This is a genomic window from Amycolatopsis sp. NPDC004079 (assembly GCF_040610415.1).
Lineage (GTDB): Bacteria > Actinomycetota > Actinomycetes > Mycobacteriales > Pseudonocardiaceae > Amycolatopsis > Amycolatopsis halotolerans.
The window spans coordinates 21,375-41,648 of record NZ_JBEXMH010000043.1; the positions used below are offsets into that span (position 1 = coordinate 21,375).

Consider the following 20,274-nt stretch of genomic DNA (forward strand, 5'->3'; position numbering starts at 1 on the left):
CCTGTCTGTTCGCGGAACGGCTAGTAGCAAGGGACGTAGCGGTCGAGCAGGCTTTCGGCGTAGCGGTCGCGGGAGATCCGCGAGTAGATCTGCGGCACGAGGCTGCACAGTTTTTCCGTCGACACCACGGTCCGGGCGGGCGGTCCGGGAATGACGAGCCGTCGCGCGGTGATGCCGAGCCGGTCCTCGATGCCCTGCACGATGTGCTCCACGCGGTTCGGCCGCCCGGACGCGACATTGACCACCTCGCCGGTGATCTCCTTCTCCAGCAGGTGGTCCAGCGCGCAGCGCAGGTCCGCGATGTCGATCAGGTCCCGGTGCGCACCCTGGCGCAGCCGGACGGTCCCGGACCGGATCTGCTGGATGAGGTTCGGCAGCAGCTGGTGCGCCCGCTGGCCGTCGCCGACCAGATGGCTCAGCCGCAGCACCAGCCAGGACACCGGGAAGTCCATCACCCGGCGCTCCAGCGCGTATTTGTGCTTGCCGTACGGCGATTCCGGGAAGACCGGCCGGTGTTCGGCGGCCGGGACGTCGGTCGAGCCGTACATCGCCTGCGACGCGGTCGACAGGAAGACGACCGCGGCGCCCTGGCGGCGGCAGCGGCCGAGGACCTCGGTGACCAGTTCGGCCTCGCGGTCGAACTCCGTCTTGCCCGCGACCTGGGTGCTGGACACCCCGGCGGCGAGCACAGTCACCCGGGGGTGGCGGGAAGCCAGCGAAGCGAGGCCGCGTGCGACAAACCCGTTGCCGACGATCTCCATCACGCACCCCGGGTCGCGGGAACCCGCTGAGCCTTGGCCGCGATGTCCGCGAGCAGCTGGGCCAGTCCCAGCGCCGAGGCGGCCTGGGCCTCCCGCTCCGGATCCGCACCGGTGCGCCGGGTCGCGAGCACCGCGTCGGCGAAGGCGGACAACGAGTTCCGGAACTGGTGATCGGCGGGCAGCACGATTTCCTCGACCCGGTCCTGTTCTTCGATGCGCACCACCGGCCGCAGCCATTCGGGCGGGGTGAAGACGCGGTCGACGCTGATCCGGCCGCTGCCGCCCCACAGCAGGTATCGGGCGCCGTAACCGTGCTCGAAGCCGAAGCTCAACGTCGCGGTCCGGCCGCCGACGGACCGGAGCAGGACGGATCCGCCCGCGTCGACGCCGTACTCGTCGTCCCAGCGCAGGACGGCTCCGGCCACCTCGAGATCGTCGCCGAGGAAGAACCTCGCCGCGCTGATCGGGTACACGCCGACGTCGAGCAGCGCGCCTCCGCCGAGCTCCGGGCGATGGCGGATGTCGGCGGCGGGCAGCGAAGGAATGCAGAACGCGCTCTGGAACTCCACCAGCGAGCCGATCCGGCCCGCGCGCACCAGATCGCGCACCGCGGCGTGCTGGCCGTGATGCGGGTACGTGAGGTTCTGGCGGATCACCAGGCCCCGGCTCGCGGCGGCGGCCAGCAGTTCGGCGGTTTCGGCGACATCGGTCGCCATCGGCTTCTCCACGAGCACGTGCTTGCCCGCGGCCAGCGCGGCGAGCGTCCAGCGGCGGTGCAGCGCGGCGGGCAACGGCAGGTACACCGCGTCGACGTCCGGGCTGGCGAGCACCGCGTCGTAGTCTTTCGCCGCGCGGCAGCCGAATTCGGCGGCCAGCCGCTCCGCTTTCTCCCGGTCCCGGCTGGCGACCGCGGCGAGCACGACGTTCGGGGCGGCGAGCGCGGCGGGCAGCGTCCGGCGCCGGGCGACCGAGGACGCGCCGAGCACGCCGAGCCGGACCGGGGGCTCGCCGGAGCCGGCGAGTGTTTCCTGTCTGGTCATCCGAGGCCGCCCGGCGCGGCGAAGGAAAGGCTGTGCAGACAGGAAACCAGGCTGCGGGCCTGGACGTTCACGTAGTGGCTGTGCCGGATCAGCGCGGTCAACTGGTGCACGGTCAGCCAGCGGAAGTCCTGGCGCACGTCCTCGTGTTCGTCGTCGCCGACCTCGATCACGAGGTAGCGGTTCTGCGCCTGGAAAAAGCGGCCGCCCTCCTCGGAAAGGACCGTGTCGTACCGGATCGCGTCCGGCGGCGCCTCCAGCACGTCGTCGAGATAGGCCGGGCGGGCTTCCGGCGGGAGGTGCTCGTAGTTCTCCGGGGCGCACTGGACTGTCGGCGCGAGCTCGATCACGTCCAGGTAGCCCGGTTCCACGCGGGCGTTGACGAGCACGTGCAGGACCCCGCTGATCCGCTTGACGAGGACGGCGACGAGACCGGTCCCGTGCGGCGAGATCATCGGCTGGCACCAGCCGTGCACCTCCCGGTTGCCCGCGCTCACTTCGACCGCGATGACGTCGAAGAAGGCCCCGGTCTCGTGCTCGATGACGTCGTCGCCGAGCCGCCAGCCCGTCGTTTCGGCGAGCGGGATCAGCTTCGTCGCGACGTCGTTGCCGACCCGGCATTCGGTGATCCAGCTGAGGACGTCGCCCGCGCTGTGCAGGCTCCCGTTGTCCTCGGACAGCGAGCGGATGACCGAGGACTGGAAATCGTCCCCGCCGAAGCTGAAGAGCGAGGCGATGCCCGCCGCGGAGAACGGCAGGCAGGACAGCACCGTGCGGGTGTCCATGTTGATCACGTCGTATTCGGCGAGCAGGCGGTGCAGCTGGCCGACGGTGATCCAGCAGAACCCGTCGAGCACCTCGACGTCCGAGGAGACCTCGACGACCATGTTGCGGTTGCGCTTGCGGTAGAACCACGAACCCTGCTCGGACTGCAGCACGTCGGCGAGCACCCGGTGCCCGCCGGTGTCCCGGAAGTACTCGAGATAGGGCACTGTCCGTCCTTTGTGGACCTGGGTGTAGTTGCTCCTGGTCGCCTGCACGGTCGGCGACAGCTGCACCCCGCCCGCGTTGCCCGGTTCCATCTTCGCCTGCATCAGGCAGTGCAGCACCCCGTCGAACTCCTTGACCAGGATTCCCAGGATGCCGACCTCCGGCTGGTTGAGGATCGGCTGCGACCATTCCTTCACCGGGCCGCCGGACACCGCGACCGACAGCCCTTCGACGCTGAAGAACTTGCCGCTCTCGTGCGCGTAGTTCCCGGTTTCGCTTGCCCTCGACCACTTCCGCATCTCGTCGAACGCGACGCGCCGGACGTCGAACACCTCCTGGCGCTTGCGCGCGGCCAGCCAGCCGTGCAGCTGCTCCAGGTCGAGGACGCCGCTCAAGGCGAGCGCGGACTCTGCGATCCGGACCGACACCGCGCGCTCGAACGTGCGCAGGCGGGTTCCCGCCCCCGAAGTCGTCTGCACCATCGCCCCATCCTCATCAGGTCGGACTGCTGCTCTCGGCAAGACATGCTGTGCTGCACCAACAGTGTTCGGGGCGGCTCGACCGCCGCTGGAGCTCGGCTGGAACCGTTCAGTCCACAAAGGACTCGTCGGCCGCGCGGGCGGCGGGCACGCGAAAAGCCCGGCGGGAGGACTGCCCGAGTCCGCCCGCCGGGCCGGTTTCCGCTGCCGCTCAGCGGGTCTGCAGGACCCGCTCCAGCGCGCCGGACAGAGCCGCCGCCGGCTGGTCGCCGGTCTGGCTCAGCCACGCGACATACCCGTCCGGGCGGATCAGCGCCGCGCCGCCCGCGCCGAGCGGGTAGTGCTGCTCCCAGACCTTGTCGACGTCGACCAGGTCGGCCCCGGCCTCCGCGGACCCGATGCGGAAAGCCTTGACCGGGCAGGAAAGCCGCTCCGAGACCGCGGCCGCGGCTTCGGACCAGCCGGTGCCGTCGGTCCCGGTGAACAGGACGAACCCGCGGCCGAACAGGTCGTGGGTGGAGATCTGCTCGCCGTCCCGCTCGACCCACAGGTGCGGGGCGCGCAGGCCCGGCTCGGCCGTCTTGCTCAGCGTGTCGCCGAAGACCGAGTCGTGCTTGGCCCCGAGCACCGCCGAGGACCAGTAGCGCTGGCCCAGCGTCCACAGCTGGTCGTCGGTGGTGTCGTCCTCGATTTCCGCGCTGTTGCGCTGCATCTGCCGGTTCACGACGAGGTCCGACAGCTCCACGGCGAGCGTGTGCCGCTCGGTGTGGTAGGTGTCGAGCAGGCCCTCGCCCGCCCAGCCCTTGACCACGCCGGCGATCTTCCAGGCCAGGTTGTACCCGTCCTGCACGCCGGTGTTCGCGCCCATCGCGCCCGCGGGCGGCCACACGTGCGCGGCGTCGCCGGCGAGGAAGACCCGGCCGCTGCGGTACTGGTCGGCGAGGCCGATGGCCTGCTCCCAGGCCGCCACGTCCTCGATCTCGACCTCGAGGTCGTCCCGGCCGATCGCGTTCCGCACGTCGGCGACGCAGCGCTCGACGGTGAAGTCCGCGGGCGACTGGCCCGCCGCCGGGTCGTAGCCGACGCTCATGCCCCAGCGGTTCGGCTCCGCCGTGGTGACCAGGCCGCCGCCGACCTTCTCGTTCACGATGATCCAGAACAGCGCCGGCCGCGGCACGAACTCCGAGAGGTCGGCGCGGAAGACGATGCTCACCGAGTGCTGGACCACGCCGGGCCCGGTGCGGTGGATGCCGAGCTGCTCGCGGATCGGGCTGCGGTGCCCGTCCGCCGCGACGACGTAGTCCGCGAGAACGGTCTCCTCGGCGCCGGTCGCGCGGTCGCGGATGACCGCGGTCGCACCGTTGTCGTCGGTGACGATGGAGACCAGTTCGGTGTTGAACCGGTGCTCCGCACCCTTTTCCCGGGCCGCGGAGATCAGGATCGGCTCCACCGCGTTCTGGTCGGCCTGGCAGAACTCGCCCGGGCTGAGCGCGGGCCAGATCCGCGGCGCGTCGTCGTCGAACAGCCAGTGCCACTCGCCCGCCAGGGTCTCGCACCGGGCGACGCCCCAGTCGTCCTCGAACGGCTTGCCCGCCTCGCGGATGGCGGTTTCCAGGCCCAGCGCCCGGTAGATCTCCATCGTCCGCTGGTTGATCCCGCGGGCCCGGCCCTGGATCGACGCGCCCGGGTGCCGGTCGACCAGCAGGGTGCGCACCCCCTGCTCGGCCAGGAACAACGTGGTGGCCAGCCCGACCAGGCCACCCCCCACCACCAGGACCGGAACGCGTTCCTCGTCTGCCATGCGTCTCACCCTCTGAATAGTTTTCGCTGTCGTCGACCGGCGGCACAGCGCCGGCAGCCGGGCTCGATTCCCGGCGGGCGTCCTCAGCGCGGCGAAGACCGGCTACCGGCCGGGAGGCCCGATAGCCATGAAGATACTAGTCTTTTTATGACGAGTCAACTCGGGGCGCCTGCCCGGGGCCGGGCGACGCGGTGCTCGCCGGAGCGCCGGTCCGCTGCCAGCTGTTCCAGCACCGGCACCACCTCCGCGGGTGTCAGGCCCGCCTCGTTCTCCTCCCGCACCCGCCGCGCGGCGGCCGCGTACGACGGGTCGCCGAGGATCGTGCTGATCGCGTCCCGGATCCCGCCGATGTCCGCTTGCGCCGCCCGGGTGTCGATCGACAGTCCGGCCCCCGCTTCCTGGATCCGGCTCGCGCAGTCGAAGTGGTCGAACACCTGCGGCAGCACGAGCTGCGGGACTCCGAGCGCCGCGGCGGACAGCGCGGCGCCGCTTCCGCCGAGCGCGATCAAAAGGTCGCAGCCGGGCAGGAACAGGGTGAGCGGCATGAGCTCGACGACCCGCCAGTGCGGCGGCAGCTCGCCGATCAGGCCGACGTCGGACTTGCTGACGGCGAGAACCACCTCGACGTCGTCGAGGCCGGCGAGCGCTTCGGCCACTCGCACCAGCGGCCGCGGCCCGCAGATCGAGAGCAGCGTCTTGCCGAAGCAGATGCAGACGCGCTTGCGCGGCGACGGGCGCAGCGCCCAGTCGGCGACGGTGCCGGCCCCGTTGAAGGGCACGTACCGCATTCGCAGGCCGGGACTCGCTTCCCGCGATTGCAGGCTCGGCGGGCAGGGGTCGAGGACGAGATCGGAATCGGGCAGCCCGGCGAGGCCGAGCCGGTCGCACAGCGGGGCGAGGTCCCACCTCGCCTTGTCGTGGTAGACCGGGCCGGTGGCGTCGACGCCGTACCGGTGGGTGGCGACCGGGACGCCGAGCACGCCGCCGAGCACCCGGCCGATCAGCGCGGTCGAGTCGGGCAGCAGCAGGTCCGGCTGCCACTCGCGGGCGAAGCGCTCGTAGTCCGGCAGCGCCGCGTCCGCGTAGTCCGCGTGCAGATCCGCGAGCATTTCCACCAGGAACCGGCCGTACCGCGTGGTTTCCCGGTGTTTCCACTCCTCGACCGGGAACCGGTCGCCGGGGTCGACGTAGAGGTCCCGGTTGAAGTTCTCCGACGACCCCAGCGCGGCGAAGCTGAACCCGGCGGCGTGCGCCGAGCCGGCGATGTCCGGGGTGCCCGCGAACAGCACCTCGTGCCCGGCCGCCCGCAGCGCCCACATCAGCGGCACCATGGCCATGATGTGCGTCGCCGCGGACGGGGACGGCAGGGCCAGCACTCTCATCAGCAGGTCTCCTTCGGTGCGGGCCGGTCGCTAGCCGCGGCGCCCGGTGACGAATTCGCTGATCGAGGCGACCATGTAGTCGATCATCTCGCCGGTCACCCCCGGATAGACCCCGATCCAGAACGACTGCTCGGTGATCACGTCGCTGTTGCGCAGATCCGCGGCGATCCGGTACCGCTGGTCCTGGTAGGCGGGCTGCCGGGTGAGGTTCCCGGCGAACAGCAGCCGGGTGCCGATGCGGCGGGAATCCAGGAACCGCACCAGATCCCGCCGGGCGAACGGGGCCGCCGGGTCGACCGTGATCACGAAACCGAACCAGCTCGGGTCGCTGCCCGGGGTCGGCTCCGGCAGCAGCAGCCACGGCAGCCCGTCGAGTTCGGCGCGCAGCCGCCGCCAGTTCCGCTTGCGGGCCGCGACGAAATCGGCCAGCTTGCGCAGCTGGCTCAGCCCCAGCCCGGCCTGGATGTCGGTGGTCTTCAGGTTGTAGCCCACGTGGGAGAAGATGTACTTGTGGTCGTAGCCGTGCGGCAGCTCGGCCATCCGGTGGTCGAACCGCTTCAGGCACTTGTTGTCCTCGCCCGGCGGGCACCAGCAGTCGCGGCCCCAGTCCCGGAAGGACTCCGCGATCTTGGCCAGCGCCAGGTTGTCGGTGAGCAGGCAGCCGCCCTCGCCCATCGTCAGGTGGTGCGCGGGGTAGAAGCTGACGGTGGCCAGGTCGCCGAAGGTGCCGGTGTAGCGGTCCTGGTAGGTCGACCACACGGCGTCGCAGTTGTCCTCGATCAGGAACAGGTCGTGGTCGGTGGCGAGCTGGGCGATCTCGGCGGCCGGGAACGGGTTCCCGAGCGCGTGCGCCAGCATGATCGCCTTGGTGCGCGGGCCGATCGCGGCCGCGACGCGGTCCGCGGTCGTGTTGCAGGTGGCGAGGTCCACGTCCACGAAGACCGGGGTGAGGCCGTTCTGCAGGATCGGGTTGACGGTGGTCGGGAACCCCGCGGCGACGGTGATCACCTCGTCGCCCGGCCGCAGCCGGCGCTCCCCGAGTTTGGGCGAGGTCAGCGTGCTCAGCGCGAGCAGGTTCGCCGACGACCCGGAATTCGTCAGATGCGCCTTGCGCAGAGTGAGCGCGCGGGCGAACTCCCGCTCGAACCGCAACGCGGTGTCCCCGGAGGCGATGTGCAGTTCCAGCGCCTCGGCCACGATCGCCGCGCGGTCGTCCTCGTCGAGCACCGCGCCGGACGCCAGGATCGGCGTGACCCCGGGCACGAACGCCCCGTCGGTGCGGCGGCTGCGGTGCAGCTTCCGCGTCTGTTCCAGAATGGACTGCGTTGCCGGGTCGTTCATGCCTGCCGTCTCCGTTCAGAGCTGGTTTCCTGCCACAGAGAGCGCAGCGCCTCGGTCAGCGACCGGCGCGGCTCCCAGCCGAGCACCTGCTTCGCGGCGTCCGGCACGATCCGCCGGGCCTCGAACCCCGCCGCCCGCCGCGACTGCCCGCCGCCGCGGTCGGCCACCGTCGCCGGGACTCCGCTGAGGCGGATCAGCTGCCGCACCACGTCGGCGACCGGGACGAGCTCGCCGCGCGCGATGTTGAACACGCCGGATGCCGCCGGCGTGCGCACCGCGGCGAGCACCGCGGCGCCGACGTCCCGCACGTCGAGGAAGTCGCCCCGGCCGCGGAGCGCCGGAAGCTCGATCACCGCGGCACCGTCCGCGAGCTGTCGGACCGTCATTCCCAGCAGGCTTTCCGGCGGCATCCCGGGCCCGACCGAGGTGCTGAGCCGCAGCACGACCGCCCGTGCCCGACTGGCCAGCACCGCCTCGGTGGCAAGCAGCTTGCCGCGGCCGTAATGGTTCACCGGCGCCGCGGGCGAGGACTCGCGCAGCTCGGCCGACCCGGCCGGGTTCCCGTATTCGTAGACCGTGCCGAGCTGAATCAACCGCGGCGCGGCCGGGCACGACGCGAGCGCTTCGAGGACGGCGCCGACCAACTCGACGTTCGCCTTCGTCAGATCCGAGTCCGAGCCGCGCCAGACCGCTCCGGCCGCGTTGACCAGCACAGTCGCGCGTTCGTCGGCGAGCAGCCGCGCCAATCCGGCCGCTCCGGCCGCGACGACGTCGAACGGGCGGAACCGGCAGCCGAGCGAAACGGCGGGCGGCCGCCGGGCGACCGCGGTGACCGCGCACCCGGCGGCGGTCAGCGAGACGCACAGGTTCCGGCCGAGGAACCCGGTCCCGCCGAGCACCACGACCCGCTCCGGCGCGGTGCCGCGCCCGGGCCGCGGCCAGCTGTCAGACATGCTCGGACCGTAGGATCGCCCGCACGATTTTCGTTGTAGCCGTGGTGGAAGAACCGGCGCCGGGGGACCGGAGCCGACTCGCCCGTACCGCCGGAGCCCACGCTGAATCCACTGTGGACGAAACCCGGCCGGAACGACTCCGGCCGCGGATGACGTTTCCCTGCCGGAAAAATCCGCTTTGTGCTCTTGTCGCACCCGCTCCCGAACCGGGCCCGCCGACCATCGATCAGTTGCCGTCGTGCGCCATTCGGCGTAATTCCGGAAGGTCTGCCACCTTTCACTCCGGCTTCGGTGGTTTCCTCGTACAGACCCGGCGATGGGGGAGCACAAAACCGGATGAGCGATCCATTATCGGACAATGCGGAAGCCCGGATCGACGACTTGGTCGCGCAGACCAAGCGGAAAGCCGAGCGGTACCGCGCGATGCAGCAGGCCGTCGAACAGGTCTCGGTGTCGGCGGCCAGCAAGGACGGCACCGCCACGGTCACGGTGGACTCCGCCGGCAATGTCGCCGACCTGCGGATCACCGACCGCGTGCGGGAGATGTCCGGCGATCAGGTCGCGAAGGCCGTGCTGAGCGCGCTGCGCGCCGCGCAGGCGAAACTGCCGGACCGGCTGGGCGAGGTCATGGCGGACACCATCGGCGACGATCCGCAGACCCGCGACACGATCGTCGGCAGCTACCGGGCGAAATTCCCCGAACCCGAACCCGAGCCGGACGAAGCTCCGCCGCCGCCCCCGGACAGCCGGATCGGCCGGCTCGCCGACGAACCGGAGACCCCGCGGCCTGCCGAGCCGCCGCCGGCGCCGCGGCGTCCGGCCCCGCCCGGCGATGACGACGACAACGACGAGGGCTTCGGCGGCCCGGTCATGATCCGCGAATAGCCGGGACTTGGGGGAGGCGACGATGCCGGACGGCGCGGCGAACGGCGGCTATCAGGTCCGCCCGGACGAATTGCTCACGCACGCGAAAGCGGTCGAGCAGGTCGGCCAGACCCTCGGCCAGGCGCTGGCCGCGGCCGAGCAGGTCACCATGGGCGTGCAGGCCTACGGCCTGATCTGCGGCCCGCTGTTCGTGCCGATGGTGCTCGCGGTCAGCGCGCCGGGCCTGCTCACCCTCGGCGCCGCGCAGCAGGCCATGGGCACGCTGTCCCAGTCGATCCAGCAGGCCGCGAAGACCTATCAGGACGCCGAACAAGCGCATTCGCAGCGGATCAGCAGCCTCGGCAAGGACCTGCCGTGAGCAATCCGCTGGTCGCCGGCAAACAGGACTCGACCACCTGGCACACCGGCGTCAACGTCCTCGACGACGCGATCGGCGCGTACGACGGCATCAAGTCCGGTTCGTGGATCGAAGGCGGCATCGCCGCGCTCGGCACCGCGATGGACCTGCTGACCATCGCGATGAACCCGGTCGGCACGCTCATCTCCTACGGCCTCAACTGGCTGATCGAACACGTCAAACCGCTGCAGGACGCGCTGAACCAGCTCGCGGGCGACGCCGACCAGATCACCGCGTACTCGCAGACCTGGGGCAACATCGCGAAGGCTGTCGAGAAAGCGGCCAAGGACCTGGGCGACAGCGTGCAGAAGGACACCGCGCACTGGGGCGGGCAGGCCGCGGACGCCTACCGCGCGAACGTCAAGAACAAGATCGACCACCTCAACGCGGCCGCGACCTGCGCGAGCGGGATCAGCACCGTGGTGGAGGTCGTCGGCGTCATCACCGCCGCGGTGCGCGCCATGGTCCGGGACATGATCACCCAGGCGGTTGGCGACTTCATCCAGGACGCGCTGGAGGAGGTCTGTTCGCTGGGGCTCGGCACCCCGGTCGTGGTGGCGCAGGTGGTCGAGCAGGTGTCGGCGTGGATCGAGAAGATCGGCGCGCTGGTCAAGAAGCTGATCAACTCGGTCGAGAAGCTGCGGCCGCTGATGTCGAAGCTCGAAGAGATCTTCGCCGCGGTCAAGAAGGTCATGTCCGAACTGCACGGCCGCCCCGGCGGGGACGGCACGCACGTCTCGTCGGCCGAACCCGGCCACCCCGGCGGCCCGCACGAACCCGGCGCCCCGCACGACGGCACCACCCCGTCCTCCTCGCCGGAGCCGGGCGGCACGGTCCCGGACGGCACACCGCCGGGCGGCCACGACCCGGCCGCACCCGGCAGCCGCGATCCGGAGGCGGCGGGCGGGCAGAAGTCCGAGGGCACCGGCGGCTGCGACGGCAAGGGCGGCGACCCGGTCGACGCGGTGTCCGGCCAGATGATCACCGCGGGCACCGACGTCGACCTGCCCGGGCTGCTGCCGCTGGTGCTGAACCGCGGGTACGCCTCCGGCTACGACGCCGGCCGGTCGTTCGGCCCCGGCTGGGCGTCCACAATGGACCAGCGGCTGGAGCTGACCGACGACTTCGTCCGGTACTACGGCGCGGACGCGGAGGTGCTCAGCTACGTCCACCCCGCGCGCGACGGCTCGCCGGTGCTGCCGAGTTTCGGCGCCCGCTGGCCGCTGAGCTGGGACGCCGCCGCGGAAACGTACGTACTGGTCGACCAGGAATCCGGATGGACCCGCCGATTCGCCGCACACCCCTCGGCTCCCGGCGAGTGGCAGATCAGCTCGCTGTCGGACCGCAGCGGACACCGCGTCGACTACCTGCGCGACGAAGCGGGCCGTCCGCTCGCCGTCACGCATTCCGGCGGCTACCGGATCGGCGTCGAGACCGTCGACGGCCCGGCAGGTCTCCGCATCGCCGGGTACCGGCTGCTCAGCGGCGGAGAACAAGGCGAAGACGTGCCGGTCGTGTCGTTCCGCTACGACCGGCGCGGCCGGCTGTCCGGCATCGTGAACTCGACCGGCGCGCCGTACCAGTACGACTACGACGACGAGGACCGCATCGTCGCCTGGACCGATCGCACCGGCTACCGCTACGCGTACGAATACGGCGCGGACGGACGCGTCGTCCGCGGCGCGGGTCTGGACGGGTACCTCGACGCGACGTTCGACTACGACCTGCCCGGCCGGGTCACCACCATCACCGACAGCCTCGGCCAGCGAACCCAGTACCACTACGACGAGCACAACCACATCACCGCGGTGGTCGACCAGAACGGCGAGGTCGAACGCCCCGAGTTCGACCAGTTCCACCGCCTGGTGTCCTTCACCGACAAGAACGGCGCGGTCACCCGCTACGAACGCGACGAGAACGGCGATCCGACGCGGATCGAGTACCCCGACGGCACCGCGCTGACCATCGAGTACGACCCGCGCTGGCGGCTGCCGAGCACGGTCGTCCAGCCGAACGGCGCGGTCTGGCGGCACACCTACGACGACGCCGGCCGCATCGTGTCCACAGTGGACCCGATGGGGGCGGTCGCGACCAGCGAACTGGACGAGCGGGGCCATCTCGCCGCCACCGTCGAACCGGACGGTGCCCGCTGGACCTACACCAGCGACGACGCCGGCCGCCCGCTTTCGATCACCTCGCCGGACGGCGAAACCACCACCTTCCGGTTCGACGGCTTCGGCAAGCCGGTCGAAGCGACCGACTCGCGCGGCCGCACCACCCGGTACGGCTGGACCCGCGAAGGCGCGCTGGCCTGGCGCGTCGCTCCCAACGGCGACCGGGAGGAACGGTTCTACGATCTCGAAGGCAGCCTGGTCCGGGACCGTTCGGTCAGCGGCGCGATCACGGTTTTCGAACGCGGCCCGTTCGGCCTGCTCCGCGCGCGCACCGGCCATGACGGCATTCGGCACACCTTCGCCCACGACACCGAGATGCGGCTCACCGAGGTCCGCAACCCGGCCGGACAGGCCTGGTCCTACCGCTACGACCCGGCCGGAAACCTGATCGGCGAACGGGATTTCACCGGCCGCTCGCTCGAGTACCGGGTCGACGCGAACGGCGCGCTGATCTCGCGCACCGAAGCGGGCGGCCCGGCGACCGAGCTGACGCGCGACGTCCGCGGCCGGGTGCTCCGCCAGACTTCCAGCGAAACGATCGTCGCCTACGACTACGACGAAGGCGGCCAGCTGAGCCGGATCGCCGACGCCGCCGTCGAAGTGACCTACGAGCGCGACCTGTTGGGCCGCCCAGTCGCCGAATCGGTCGACGGCCGGGTGCTGCGCAGCGAGTACGACCTGGTCGGCCGCCGCGTCCGCCGGGTCACCCCGTCCGGGGTTGAAGCGCGGTGGCAGTACGACGAGATGCGCCGGGAAACCGCGATGGCCGGAACCGCCGGGACGATCGCCTTCGAATACCGGGACGGGCTTGAGGTGCTGCGCCGCCTCGGCGAAGGCGCGAGCCTGACGCAGACCCACGACGAACTGGGCCGCCTCGCCAGCCAGGCTCTTTTCTCCGCCAGCGAGCCGAATCGCGCGCTGCAGGAACGCAGCTTCCGTTACCGCGCGGACGGCCAGGTGCTCGCGATCGACGACCGGGTGCACGGCGCCCGGCTCTTCCAGCTCACCCCCGGCGGCCGCGTCACCGGCGTGCAGGCCGCCACCTGGACCGAGCAATACGCGTACGACGCACTGGGAAACCTGGTCTCCGCACAACCCGGTCCGTCCACAGAGGACACAGCGGACGTCGCCGGTCCGCGCGCGGTGGACGGCATGCTGCTGCGCAGCGCGGGCCGGACGTCCTATTCGTACGACGCGGCGGGCCGGGTCGTCCGGGAAGTCCGCCGCGGCCTGTCCGGCCAGCGCCGGATCCGCGAGTACGAATGGAACGACCTCGGCCAGCTGGTCGCCGTCACCACCCCGGACGGCTCCCGCTGGCGATACCGCTACGACCCGCTCGGCCGCCGGATCGCCAAGCAGCGGCTGGCCGCGGACGGCGGCGTCGCCGAAGAAACCCGGTTCTCCTGGGACGGCACCGTGCTGGCCGAAGCCGCCCGCACCGTCGACGGCCGGACCACCGTCACGTCGTGGGACTACCGCGGCGGCTCGGCCGAACCGATCGCGCAGACCACGCGTTCCTGGCTGGCGGACGCGCCCGCCGAGACGATCGACACCCGCTTCCACGCCATCGTCGCCGACCTGATCGGCGCACCGACCGAACTGGTGGACGCGAACGGCCGCGTCGCCTGGTACCGGACGAGCGGCTTGTGGGGCAACACCATCGCCATGTCCGCTTCGGACGGCACCGGGTGCCCGCTGCGTTTCCCCGGCCAGTACTACGACGACGAAACCGGCCTGCACTACAACGTGCACCGGTATTACGACCCGCACACCGCGCGGTACCTCTCGCCGGACCCGATCGGGCTGTCCCCGTCCTCGAACAACTACACCTACGTCCCGAACCCGTTGGTCGTCGCCGACCCGCTGGGCCTGGCCGGCTACCAGGACCCGGTGTCCAAGCGGTGGGCCCGCGACCCGGCCCTGCCGCCGGCGGACCACATCCACAACCGCGGCACCGAGTACCCGAAGGGCTATTTGCAGTCCACCCACGACACGATGGCGACCAAGTGGACCGAGGAAGGCCGCGCGCTCGGCGGCGTCCCCCGGGACCCGACGACCGGCGCCCGCATCCCGCACGACCAGCTGAACTGGGTCGACCGCGAAGGCAATCCGATCCCGTACTACGACGCCAAGGGCAAGACGAACCTGACCTACGAGCACGTTCCCCCGGTCGTGGAGCACTGGCGGGACGAGGGCCACAACATGACCGACGCGGAACGCAAGGCCTGGTACAACAAGACCGACGACATGGAAGCGATGAGCCGGTCGCAGAACTCGTCCGAAGGCGCCAAGCTGGACGAACGGTACGCGAAGACCGCGCCGGGACCGCGGCATCCATGTACCTTGGCGCACTGAACAAGGCGATACCGGGAGACGGACAATGGACCTGCGCGAGACGTACGCGGCGATGCCCAACGCCGCCGCCCTCGGCGACCTCGCCGACGCCTGGCACTGGGCGAAGGTGCCCGGCTTCGACTACAGCGCCGCCCTGTACGACGGCGGCGAGCGCGCGTTCCAGGCATACGCGCTGGATTCGTACGACGAAGGCTTGGCCGTCGCCCTGCTGTCCTTCGCTCGCTCGCACAGCGCCGAACTGACCACCGACCACCCGATCACGGTGGCCGAAGGCTTCTCCCACGCAGGCTTCGGCTTCGACGCCGTCGCCACAGCCAGCCCGGACGTGCACCGCCTCTTCCCAGACGACGCCGAAAAGCATGAGGCGGTCCGGTCGCTCGTCCCGATCTACCGCTGCGAGGTAGCCGGCGACGAACCCCTCCCGGAAGCCCAGTTCCGCTACACCCGCGGCAACGGCATCCGCGGCACCAGCTGGGACCGTCCGCCGTCCCCGTACTTGAAGTTCCGCTACCGCGGAGACGACGGTTCGCTGGAAGGACAACGCGGCTTCTCCGGAGTCAAGGGGCTAGTCGGCGTGGTGACCCGCGGCGAGGGCCGGGACGACCTGTTCGCGGAGTTCGAGAACTACCGGCACGAGGTGTACGCGGTCACCTGGACCGACGACACCTGGACGCTCACGAGTCCGGACGGCGTCGCTCAGCTCAGCCTCGAGGAACTGCTGGAAGCGATCAAGGCCGCCCTGTACGGACCGAACGTGGAATCCGCAGACTTCCCCGGCTGAACCAAACTGCTGCGCTGGCCGTCCTGCCTCGTCCTGTTCGGCCGCGTACTCCACGCTGGCGCACCACCATCGGGCGCTCACCGACCGGCTCCTGGAGCAGGCGGTCGAGGACTTCCGGCTCAGCGTTAAACCCCTCTGCTCCCTCGGGGTGCGTACTTTCCTGATGACCAGCGGCGTGGCCGTCACGCATGCGACAGCGGGAAGGACCGGGTGCCTCCCTGTACCGGCTGTTGCCCCTGCTGTAGGTGGTCACTCCGATCGCGTACCTGATGACCAACGTAGGCCTGCAGGTCTCCTCGATCGCTTCTGCCCGAAGCTGGACCTCGGCGATCTGGAACTTCTTCCAGCGGCTGCGGATCGGCATGGCCGGGGTCACCTGGACGCTCTAGATCCAGATCATCGTCTCCTGCCGCGTTGCCGCGTTGCTGGGTCGCTGCGTCGATCCCGTTGCTGCTTCGGAAACCCTGGCATCGCCGGTACTGCTAGCCGTCGTCTGTTCCATCATGATCCTGTTGTCCGAGCTTTCCCTCTGCTAGATCTCCGGCGCGCCGCACATGCGGGCGCATCAAGCCAGGCAAGGAGTTCCGCATCGGCAGCTCATCTCGCTCGTGCGCACGCAAGCCGCGCACCGCTACATCGCGCTCGGTCTCGGTGCAGGCGCCGCTGTTCACCTGGTCCCGACCGCATCAGCGTTTCACCTTCCAGGACAACGCGATGCTCCGGACGCTGCCGCTGGTGATCGCCGTGGTGCTCTTGATAACGCGCACGAACGACCGGATCAGCCTGTCAAAGGTTATTCGGGAGCGGTCGAGCCGGACCTCCGCGATCTACCCGGTCCGCAGGTACCCGCCACTCACCCCGTCCGTGCCGCGCGCCGACCCGAAAATCCCGTCGAAGCAACGCGATTTCCGTGCCGCGAGCCGACCCGGAAATCGCGGTACTCGCCGCTCCCGCGACGGCGATTGTGCCCAAACCTGCGGCACCGCTCCATCGAAATGCCAGCCGCCCGGTTCCTGCCCTCGCGCCGCGTGTGAAAACCCCAGGCAAACGTCACCGCCCATCGCGAACCTCGCCCCGTAACCCAGCCGGTTGAATAGCCTCTCCCGGCATCGAGGCCGCCCGTCCGGATGACCTCGGTGCCGGTTGCGCCATCCAGACCTGTCCTGTAGGTCGACGTCTGAGCCACCGAACGAGGGATACCCTGCGCTGAAAAGGCCAGTCCGCGAAAAGATCCCCCTTGCGGTGCCGACATTTCCTTCTCGCCGCACCAGGATTCGCCGCGACGGCACTAACGCTGGCAGCGCACTCAAGCCCCCACACGCCGGCTCCTTCACCTGATAAGCGTCTCGCGCCGGGCCTTCTGGCCGCCGACTTCGTTGCCACACGGCCACTTTCGGCGACCCATCGCTCCGCACCGGAACCCACTTAGGCCCAAGTCGGCACAGCACCCTACGAAATCGCTCTAGGCTCCGACGGAACCGCCTGAGCATCCATCGCAGAGACGTAGCCGCCGACACCGCAACTCAGCGACGCACCGCCCTGATCTCTTACCGCACCGACACGCACCGACGAATACCGCAGCGGCGGCATGAGCATCGCTCTACCCCGGACGTCCCCAACCGGAACGGCGTCCTAGAGACGATCGACATCGCCCGCCGCACAGCCGCCGGCACACCAGCCGACACCCGACCTTTCAACGTCACCGTCGTCAACACCTGCGACTGGAGCGCCCGCAGCATCTTCGTAAACCCGTCGCACCGGCCGGAACTAGCGTTCCTGGCTCAAACCGCACTACGCAGCCGCACGCCCTTCGACGGTGCCCCGTTGCTGCCCTTCGAAGGCGACCGACTCCTGGTTGTAGACCCCAAGTCCAGCCACACCACCACCGAACCAATGACGGCCGACACCCGCCAACACGGCACCGCGATCATCAAGGACAGCATCCTGCTCCCACGAAGCCGCAGCAGCAACCAACAACGGCCACACCGCATACACAACAGGCGGCTTCACTCGCGACGACCACTGAAACGGAATCAGCATCGTAGATATCCGCAACGCGCCCGTTTGCCGGACAACGCCCCTAGGAATCGCCCTGCCCAACGCCTGAACCCGAGCGAACAAGACCAACGCGACCAGACGCGGGCGCGAGGCACACTCCGAACGGGGCTGGGGGATTGCACGCCCCAACATGATGGCGAAACACACATGGCCCGCACCCTTGGCGGGCACGGGCCAACTATGTGTGGAGCTAAGGGGACTCGAACCCCTGACCCCCTCACTGCCAGTGAGGTGCGCTACCAGCTGCGCCATAGCCCCGAAGCAGAGGTGAACTCCGCATCTCGTATGGACATACAGTACACCCCGAATCCGAGGCCTTCGGCAGGGGGTCGGTTACCCGCCGCAAGCGCGGCCGAAAGCCACGTCAAGCTGGTCAAGCCCGCACCTCCCTCTCCCTCTCGGGGCTCATTAGTGCAGGTCGACTGCCCTTCCTGACTTTTCTTCAGGTTTGCGTTGAGTGCAGGTGTGCCCGCGATTACATTCCTCCGCAGTCGCGCCGTCGAGCCGACCCCAGCCATGCGGCGGACCGCATCCCCCGGCCGAGGTCGCCCGATGGCCCCGTCTCGGCAAGGAGGTGGCGATGGGTCCCGAATCACGGAGAGTGGCTGCACTGCTGCCGACACCTCCGAACCCGGCGGGCTACCTCCCCGCGAGGGATAGCGGCGCGCTGCCCCATCAACCCCTCACGGCAACCGCTGAAGCGCGGCCCGGTCAAACCGCGGCAGCGAACGCTCAAAGAGCCGCCGCTCAGTCGCCTGCCAGGCCCGTCCCGCTGGCCCGCACGTACATCGGCACCGGAACAAACGCGCACGATTGGCACTTTCACCTCACCCGCGAGGGCGATGCCGAGACGACCACCCAGCCGTCCCAGCTTCCTGTTCCGAGGGACAAGAACGCTCCGGGAACGTGCCGCGCCGCAGTCTCGTCGCGATTGCCGTTCCCCGAGGTCGACCCGCGATGGCCAGCGCATCCGGCCGCGGCCGTTGTCGATCTTGACTCCGGCCGAGACCGCGAACCGCGCCCGGGCGGACCGGCTGCCGAACGCGCGAAGCCGCAGCGGCCCGGCCGTCAGGACGCCGCCAACCGGTCGTTCACACTGATCTCCGTGGGTGGCACTACTTCTCCGCCGCCGGGACAAGTGGACCTGGGGCCGAACGTCGTCGTTTTCGATCCGTCGATGCCGAGCGCGAGCATCCAGCGCAAGCTGGACGCGATCTTCGCGGAGCAGGAGAAGAACCAGTTCGGTTGCCAGCGCTACGCGGTGCTGTTCAAGCCGGGCACGTACGCCAACGACGTGAACGTCGGCTTCTACACCCAAATCCTCGGACTGGGCAGCACACCCGACGCCGTGACGATCGACGGCGCGGTGCACGTCGAAGCGGACTGGTTTCCCCCTAACAATGCGACCCAGAACTTCTGGCGCGGCGCGGAAAACCTGTCAGTGAACCCCATCGGGGGCTCGGATCAGTGGGCCGTCTCGCAGGCGAGCCCGTACCGGCGGATGCACGTCCGCGGCGACCTCCGCCTCGACCACGGCGGCGGCTGGTCGAGCGGCGGCTGGATCTCGGACACGAAGATCGACGGCCAGGTCCGTTCCGGGTCGCAACAGCAATGGATCTCGCGCGATTCGCGGTTCGGCAGCTGGAGCGGGTCCACTTGGAACATGGTGTTCGTCGGAGTGGACGGCGCACCCGCCGGCACCTTCCCGGACCCGCCCTACACGACGGTCGACCAGACCCCGATCGTGCGCGAAAAGCCGTGCCTTCAGGTCGACGAGTCCGGGCACTACCGAGTGTTCGTGCCCGCACTGCGGACCAGCACCTCCGGGGTCACCTGGGAACAGGACAGCGCACCAGGCGTTTCGTTGCCGATCGACCAGTTCTTCATCGTGCAGCCCGGCGCTGCCGCGGCCGAGATGAACGCGGCGCTCACGGCGGGCAAGAACCTGCTGATCACCCCAGGCGTCTACCACCTTGATCAGCCGCTGCACGTGACTCGCCAGGACACCGTCGTCCTCGGTCTCGGCATCGCGACTTTGGTGCCGGACGGCGGAATCACCGCCATAAAGGTCGACGACGTGGACGGGGTGAAGATCGCCGGCCTGCTGATCGACGCCGGGACGACCTCGTCGGCCATGCTCATGGAGGTCGGCGACCCCGGAGCGGACGCAGACCATTCGGCGAACCCGACCTCGCTGCACGACGTGTTCTTCCGCGTCGGCGGTGCCGCCGTCGGAAAAGCGCGCACCAGCCTCGTCGTCAACAGCAACGACGTGATCGGCGACCACCTGTGGCTCTGGCGAGCCGACCACGGCGCTGACGACAGCCACGTCGGCTGGAGCTCTAACGCCGCCGACACCGGCCTGGTTGTGAACGGCGACGACGTGACGGTCTACGGGTTGTTTGTCGAGCACTTCCAGAAGACTCAGGTGGCCTGGAACGGAAACGGCGGAAACACCTACTTCTTCCAGAACGAGATGCCCTACGACGTCCCCGACCAGGCCAGTTGGATGAACGGCGAGGCGGAGGGCTACCCCGCCTACCAGGTGGCCTCGGATGTGACCAGCCACGAGGCCTGGGGCCTGGGCAGCTACTGCTTCTTCAGCACGAACCCGTCGGTGGCCTGCTCGCACGCCTTCGCCGCCCCTGCTGTCCCGGACGTGCGGTTCCACGACATGGTGACGGTTTCGCTCAACGACCAGGGAACGATCACCCACGTGATCAACGACGTCGGCGCAACGACCCCGGCGGGCACGAAACCGGCGAACTTGGTGCGCTATCCGTAGCCACCACCTGGACAACCGGTGCCCGCCGCGGTGGCGGCCGCGGCGGGCACCGGTCCCTGGTTCTGTTGCTTGCCACGAGGGCCGCCGGGACACCG

General features: G+C 69.9%; 14 protein-coding genes and 1 tRNA gene. 6 read left to right on the plus strand and 9 right to left on the minus strand.

The genetic code is table 11. The annotated features are described in order from the left end of the window. Positions 1–20: 20 nt before the first annotated feature. From ABZX37_RS33555 to ABZX37_RS33585, 7 genes are all read right to left on the minus strand, one after another. Positions 21–761: an NAD(P)-dependent oxidoreductase gene (locus ABZX37_RS33555; RefSeq protein WP_354746422.1), complete on the minus strand. Its 741-nt coding sequence runs from the start codon at positions 759–761 to the stop codon at positions 21–23. After that, positions 761–1,801: a Gfo/Idh/MocA family oxidoreductase gene (locus ABZX37_RS33560; RefSeq protein ID WP_354746424.1), complete on the minus strand. Its 1,041-nt coding sequence runs from the start codon at positions 1,799–1,801 to the stop codon at positions 761–763. The genes ABZX37_RS33555 and ABZX37_RS33560 overlap by 1 nt, the downstream gene beginning before the upstream one ends. Further along, positions 1,798–3,270, minus strand: coding sequence for an NDP-hexose 2,3-dehydratase family protein (locus tag ABZX37_RS33565; protein ID WP_354746426.1), 1,473 nt, complete (start codon positions 3,268–3,270; stop codon positions 1,798–1,800). Before ABZX37_RS33565 ends, ABZX37_RS33560 begins: the two co-directional genes overlap by 4 nt. Before the next feature lie 208 nt (positions 3,271–3,478). Further along, on the minus strand, positions 3,479–5,068 hold the full coding sequence (locus tag ABZX37_RS33570) for an FAD-dependent monooxygenase (protein ID WP_354746428.1): 1,590 nt from the start codon (positions 5,066–5,068) through the stop codon (positions 3,479–3,481). A 155-nt stretch (positions 5,069–5,223) separates the two neighbouring features. After that, on the minus strand, positions 5,224–6,450 hold the full coding sequence (locus ABZX37_RS33575) for a nucleotide disphospho-sugar-binding domain-containing protein (protein WP_354746430.1): 1,227 nt from the start codon (positions 6,448–6,450) through the stop codon (positions 5,224–5,226). Positions 6,451–6,480: 30 nt separating this feature from the next. Then, positions 6,481–7,791 carry a lipopolysaccharide biosynthesis protein RfbH gene (gene rfbH / locus ABZX37_RS33580; protein WP_354746432.1) on the minus strand — a complete coding sequence of 437 codons (1,311 nt, stop codon included), beginning with the start codon at positions 7,789–7,791 and terminating at the stop codon, positions 6,481–6,483. Continuing rightward, entirely contained in the window at positions 7,788–8,744 is a 957-nt protein-coding gene (locus ABZX37_RS33585) for an NAD-dependent epimerase/dehydratase family protein (protein ID WP_354746433.1), read from the minus strand. Before ABZX37_RS33585 ends, rfbH begins: the two co-directional genes overlap by 4 nt. 336 nt (positions 8,745–9,080) lie before the next feature. Between ABZX37_RS33585 and ABZX37_RS33590 the strand changes: the two genes are divergently transcribed. The 5 genes from ABZX37_RS33590 (at position 9,081) to ABZX37_RS33610 (ending at position 15,725) form a co-directional block, all read left to right on the plus strand. Further along, the gene (locus tag ABZX37_RS33590) at positions 9,081–9,629 is read left to right on the plus strand and encodes a YbaB/EbfC family nucleoid-associated protein (RefSeq protein ID WP_354746435.1); all 549 of its coding nucleotides are present in this window, start codon (positions 9,081–9,083) and stop codon (positions 9,627–9,629) included. 22 nt (positions 9,630–9,651) lie between these two features. After that, the gene (locus ABZX37_RS33595) at positions 9,652–9,987 is read left to right on the plus strand and encodes a type VII secretion target (protein WP_354746437.1); all 336 of its coding nucleotides are present in this window, start codon (positions 9,652–9,654) and stop codon (positions 9,985–9,987) included. Then, positions 9,984–14,555, plus strand: a complete 4,572-nt coding sequence (locus ABZX37_RS33600; RefSeq protein ID WP_354746439.1) for an RHS repeat-associated core domain-containing protein — start codon at positions 9,984–9,986, stop codon at positions 14,553–14,555. Before ABZX37_RS33595 ends, ABZX37_RS33600 begins: the two co-directional genes overlap by 4 nt. Positions 14,556–14,580: 25 nt before the next feature. Beyond that, positions 14,581–15,336, plus strand: a complete 756-nt coding sequence (locus ABZX37_RS33605; protein ID WP_354746440.1) for a hypothetical protein — start codon at positions 14,581–14,583, stop codon at positions 15,334–15,336. Between the two features lie 245 nt (positions 15,337–15,581). Further along, positions 15,582–15,725: a hypothetical protein gene (locus ABZX37_RS33610; RefSeq protein ID WP_354746442.1), complete on the plus strand. Its 144-nt coding sequence runs from the start codon at positions 15,582–15,584 to the stop codon at positions 15,723–15,725. A gap of 1,402 nt (positions 15,726–17,127) precedes the next feature. On the opposite strand, the gene ABZX37_RS33615 is transcribed toward ABZX37_RS33610, so the two are convergent. Both ABZX37_RS33615 and ABZX37_RS33620 read right to left on the minus strand, forming a co-directional pair. Then, entirely contained in the window at positions 17,128–17,376 is a 249-nt protein-coding gene (locus tag ABZX37_RS33615) for a hypothetical protein (RefSeq protein ID WP_354746444.1), read from the minus strand. Between the two features lie 203 nt (positions 17,377–17,579). Then, a tRNA-Ala gene (locus ABZX37_RS33620) sits at positions 17,580–17,652 on the minus strand. A gap of 919 nt (positions 17,653–18,571) precedes the next feature. Here ABZX37_RS33620 and ABZX37_RS33625 point away from each other — a divergent pair. Continuing rightward, positions 18,572–20,179 (plus strand): coagulation factor 5/8 type domain-containing protein, encoded by a 1,608-nt coding sequence (locus ABZX37_RS33625; RefSeq protein WP_354746506.1) that lies wholly within the window; start codon positions 18,572–18,574, stop codon positions 20,177–20,179. Positions 20,180–20,274: the final 95 nt, after the last annotated feature.

What these genes read in the sequence shown, in the direction of transcription:
- ABZX37_RS33555 (WP_354746422.1), bottom strand. Translation starts at nt 761, where the DNA reads ATGGAGATCGTCGGCAACGGGTTTGTCGCACGCGGCCTCGCTTCGCTG.
- ABZX37_RS33560 (WP_354746424.1), bottom strand. Translation starts at nt 1,801, where the DNA reads ATGACCAGACAGGAAACACTCGCCGGCTCCGGCGAGCCCCCGGTCCGG.
- ABZX37_RS33565 (WP_354746426.1), bottom strand. Translation starts at nt 3,270, where the DNA reads ATGGTGCAGACGACTTCGGGGGCGGGAACCCGCCTGCGCACGTTCGAG.
- ABZX37_RS33570 (WP_354746428.1), bottom strand. Translation starts at nt 5,068, where the DNA reads ATGGCAGACGAGGAACGCGTTCCGGTCCTGGTGGTGGGGGGTGGCCTG.
- ABZX37_RS33575 (WP_354746430.1), bottom strand. Translation starts at nt 6,450, where the DNA reads ATGAGAGTGCTGGCCCTGCCGTCCCCGTCCGCGGCGACGCACATCATG.
- rfbH (WP_354746432.1), bottom strand. Translation starts at nt 7,791, where the DNA reads ATGAACGACCCGGCAACGCAGTCCATTCTGGAACAGACGCGGAAGCTG.
- ABZX37_RS33585 (WP_354746433.1), bottom strand. Translation starts at nt 8,744, where the DNA reads ATGTCTGACAGCTGGCCGCGGCCCGGGCGCGGCACCGCGCCGGAGCGG.
- ABZX37_RS33590 (WP_354746435.1), top strand. Translation starts at nt 9,081, where the DNA reads ATGAGCGATCCATTATCGGACAATGCGGAAGCCCGGATCGACGACTTG.
- ABZX37_RS33595 (WP_354746437.1), top strand. Translation starts at nt 9,652, where the DNA reads ATGCCGGACGGCGCGGCGAACGGCGGCTATCAGGTCCGCCCGGACGAA.
- ABZX37_RS33605 (WP_354746440.1), top strand. Translation starts at nt 14,581, where the DNA reads ATGGACCTGCGCGAGACGTACGCGGCGATGCCCAACGCCGCCGCCCTC.
- ABZX37_RS33615 (WP_354746444.1), bottom strand. Translation starts at nt 17,376, where the DNA reads ATGCTGATTCCGTTTCAGTGGTCGTCGCGAGTGAAGCCGCCTGTTGTG.
- ABZX37_RS33625 (WP_354746506.1), top strand. Translation starts at nt 18,572, where the DNA reads ATGCCGAGCGCGAGCATCCAGCGCAAGCTGGACGCGATCTTCGCGGAG.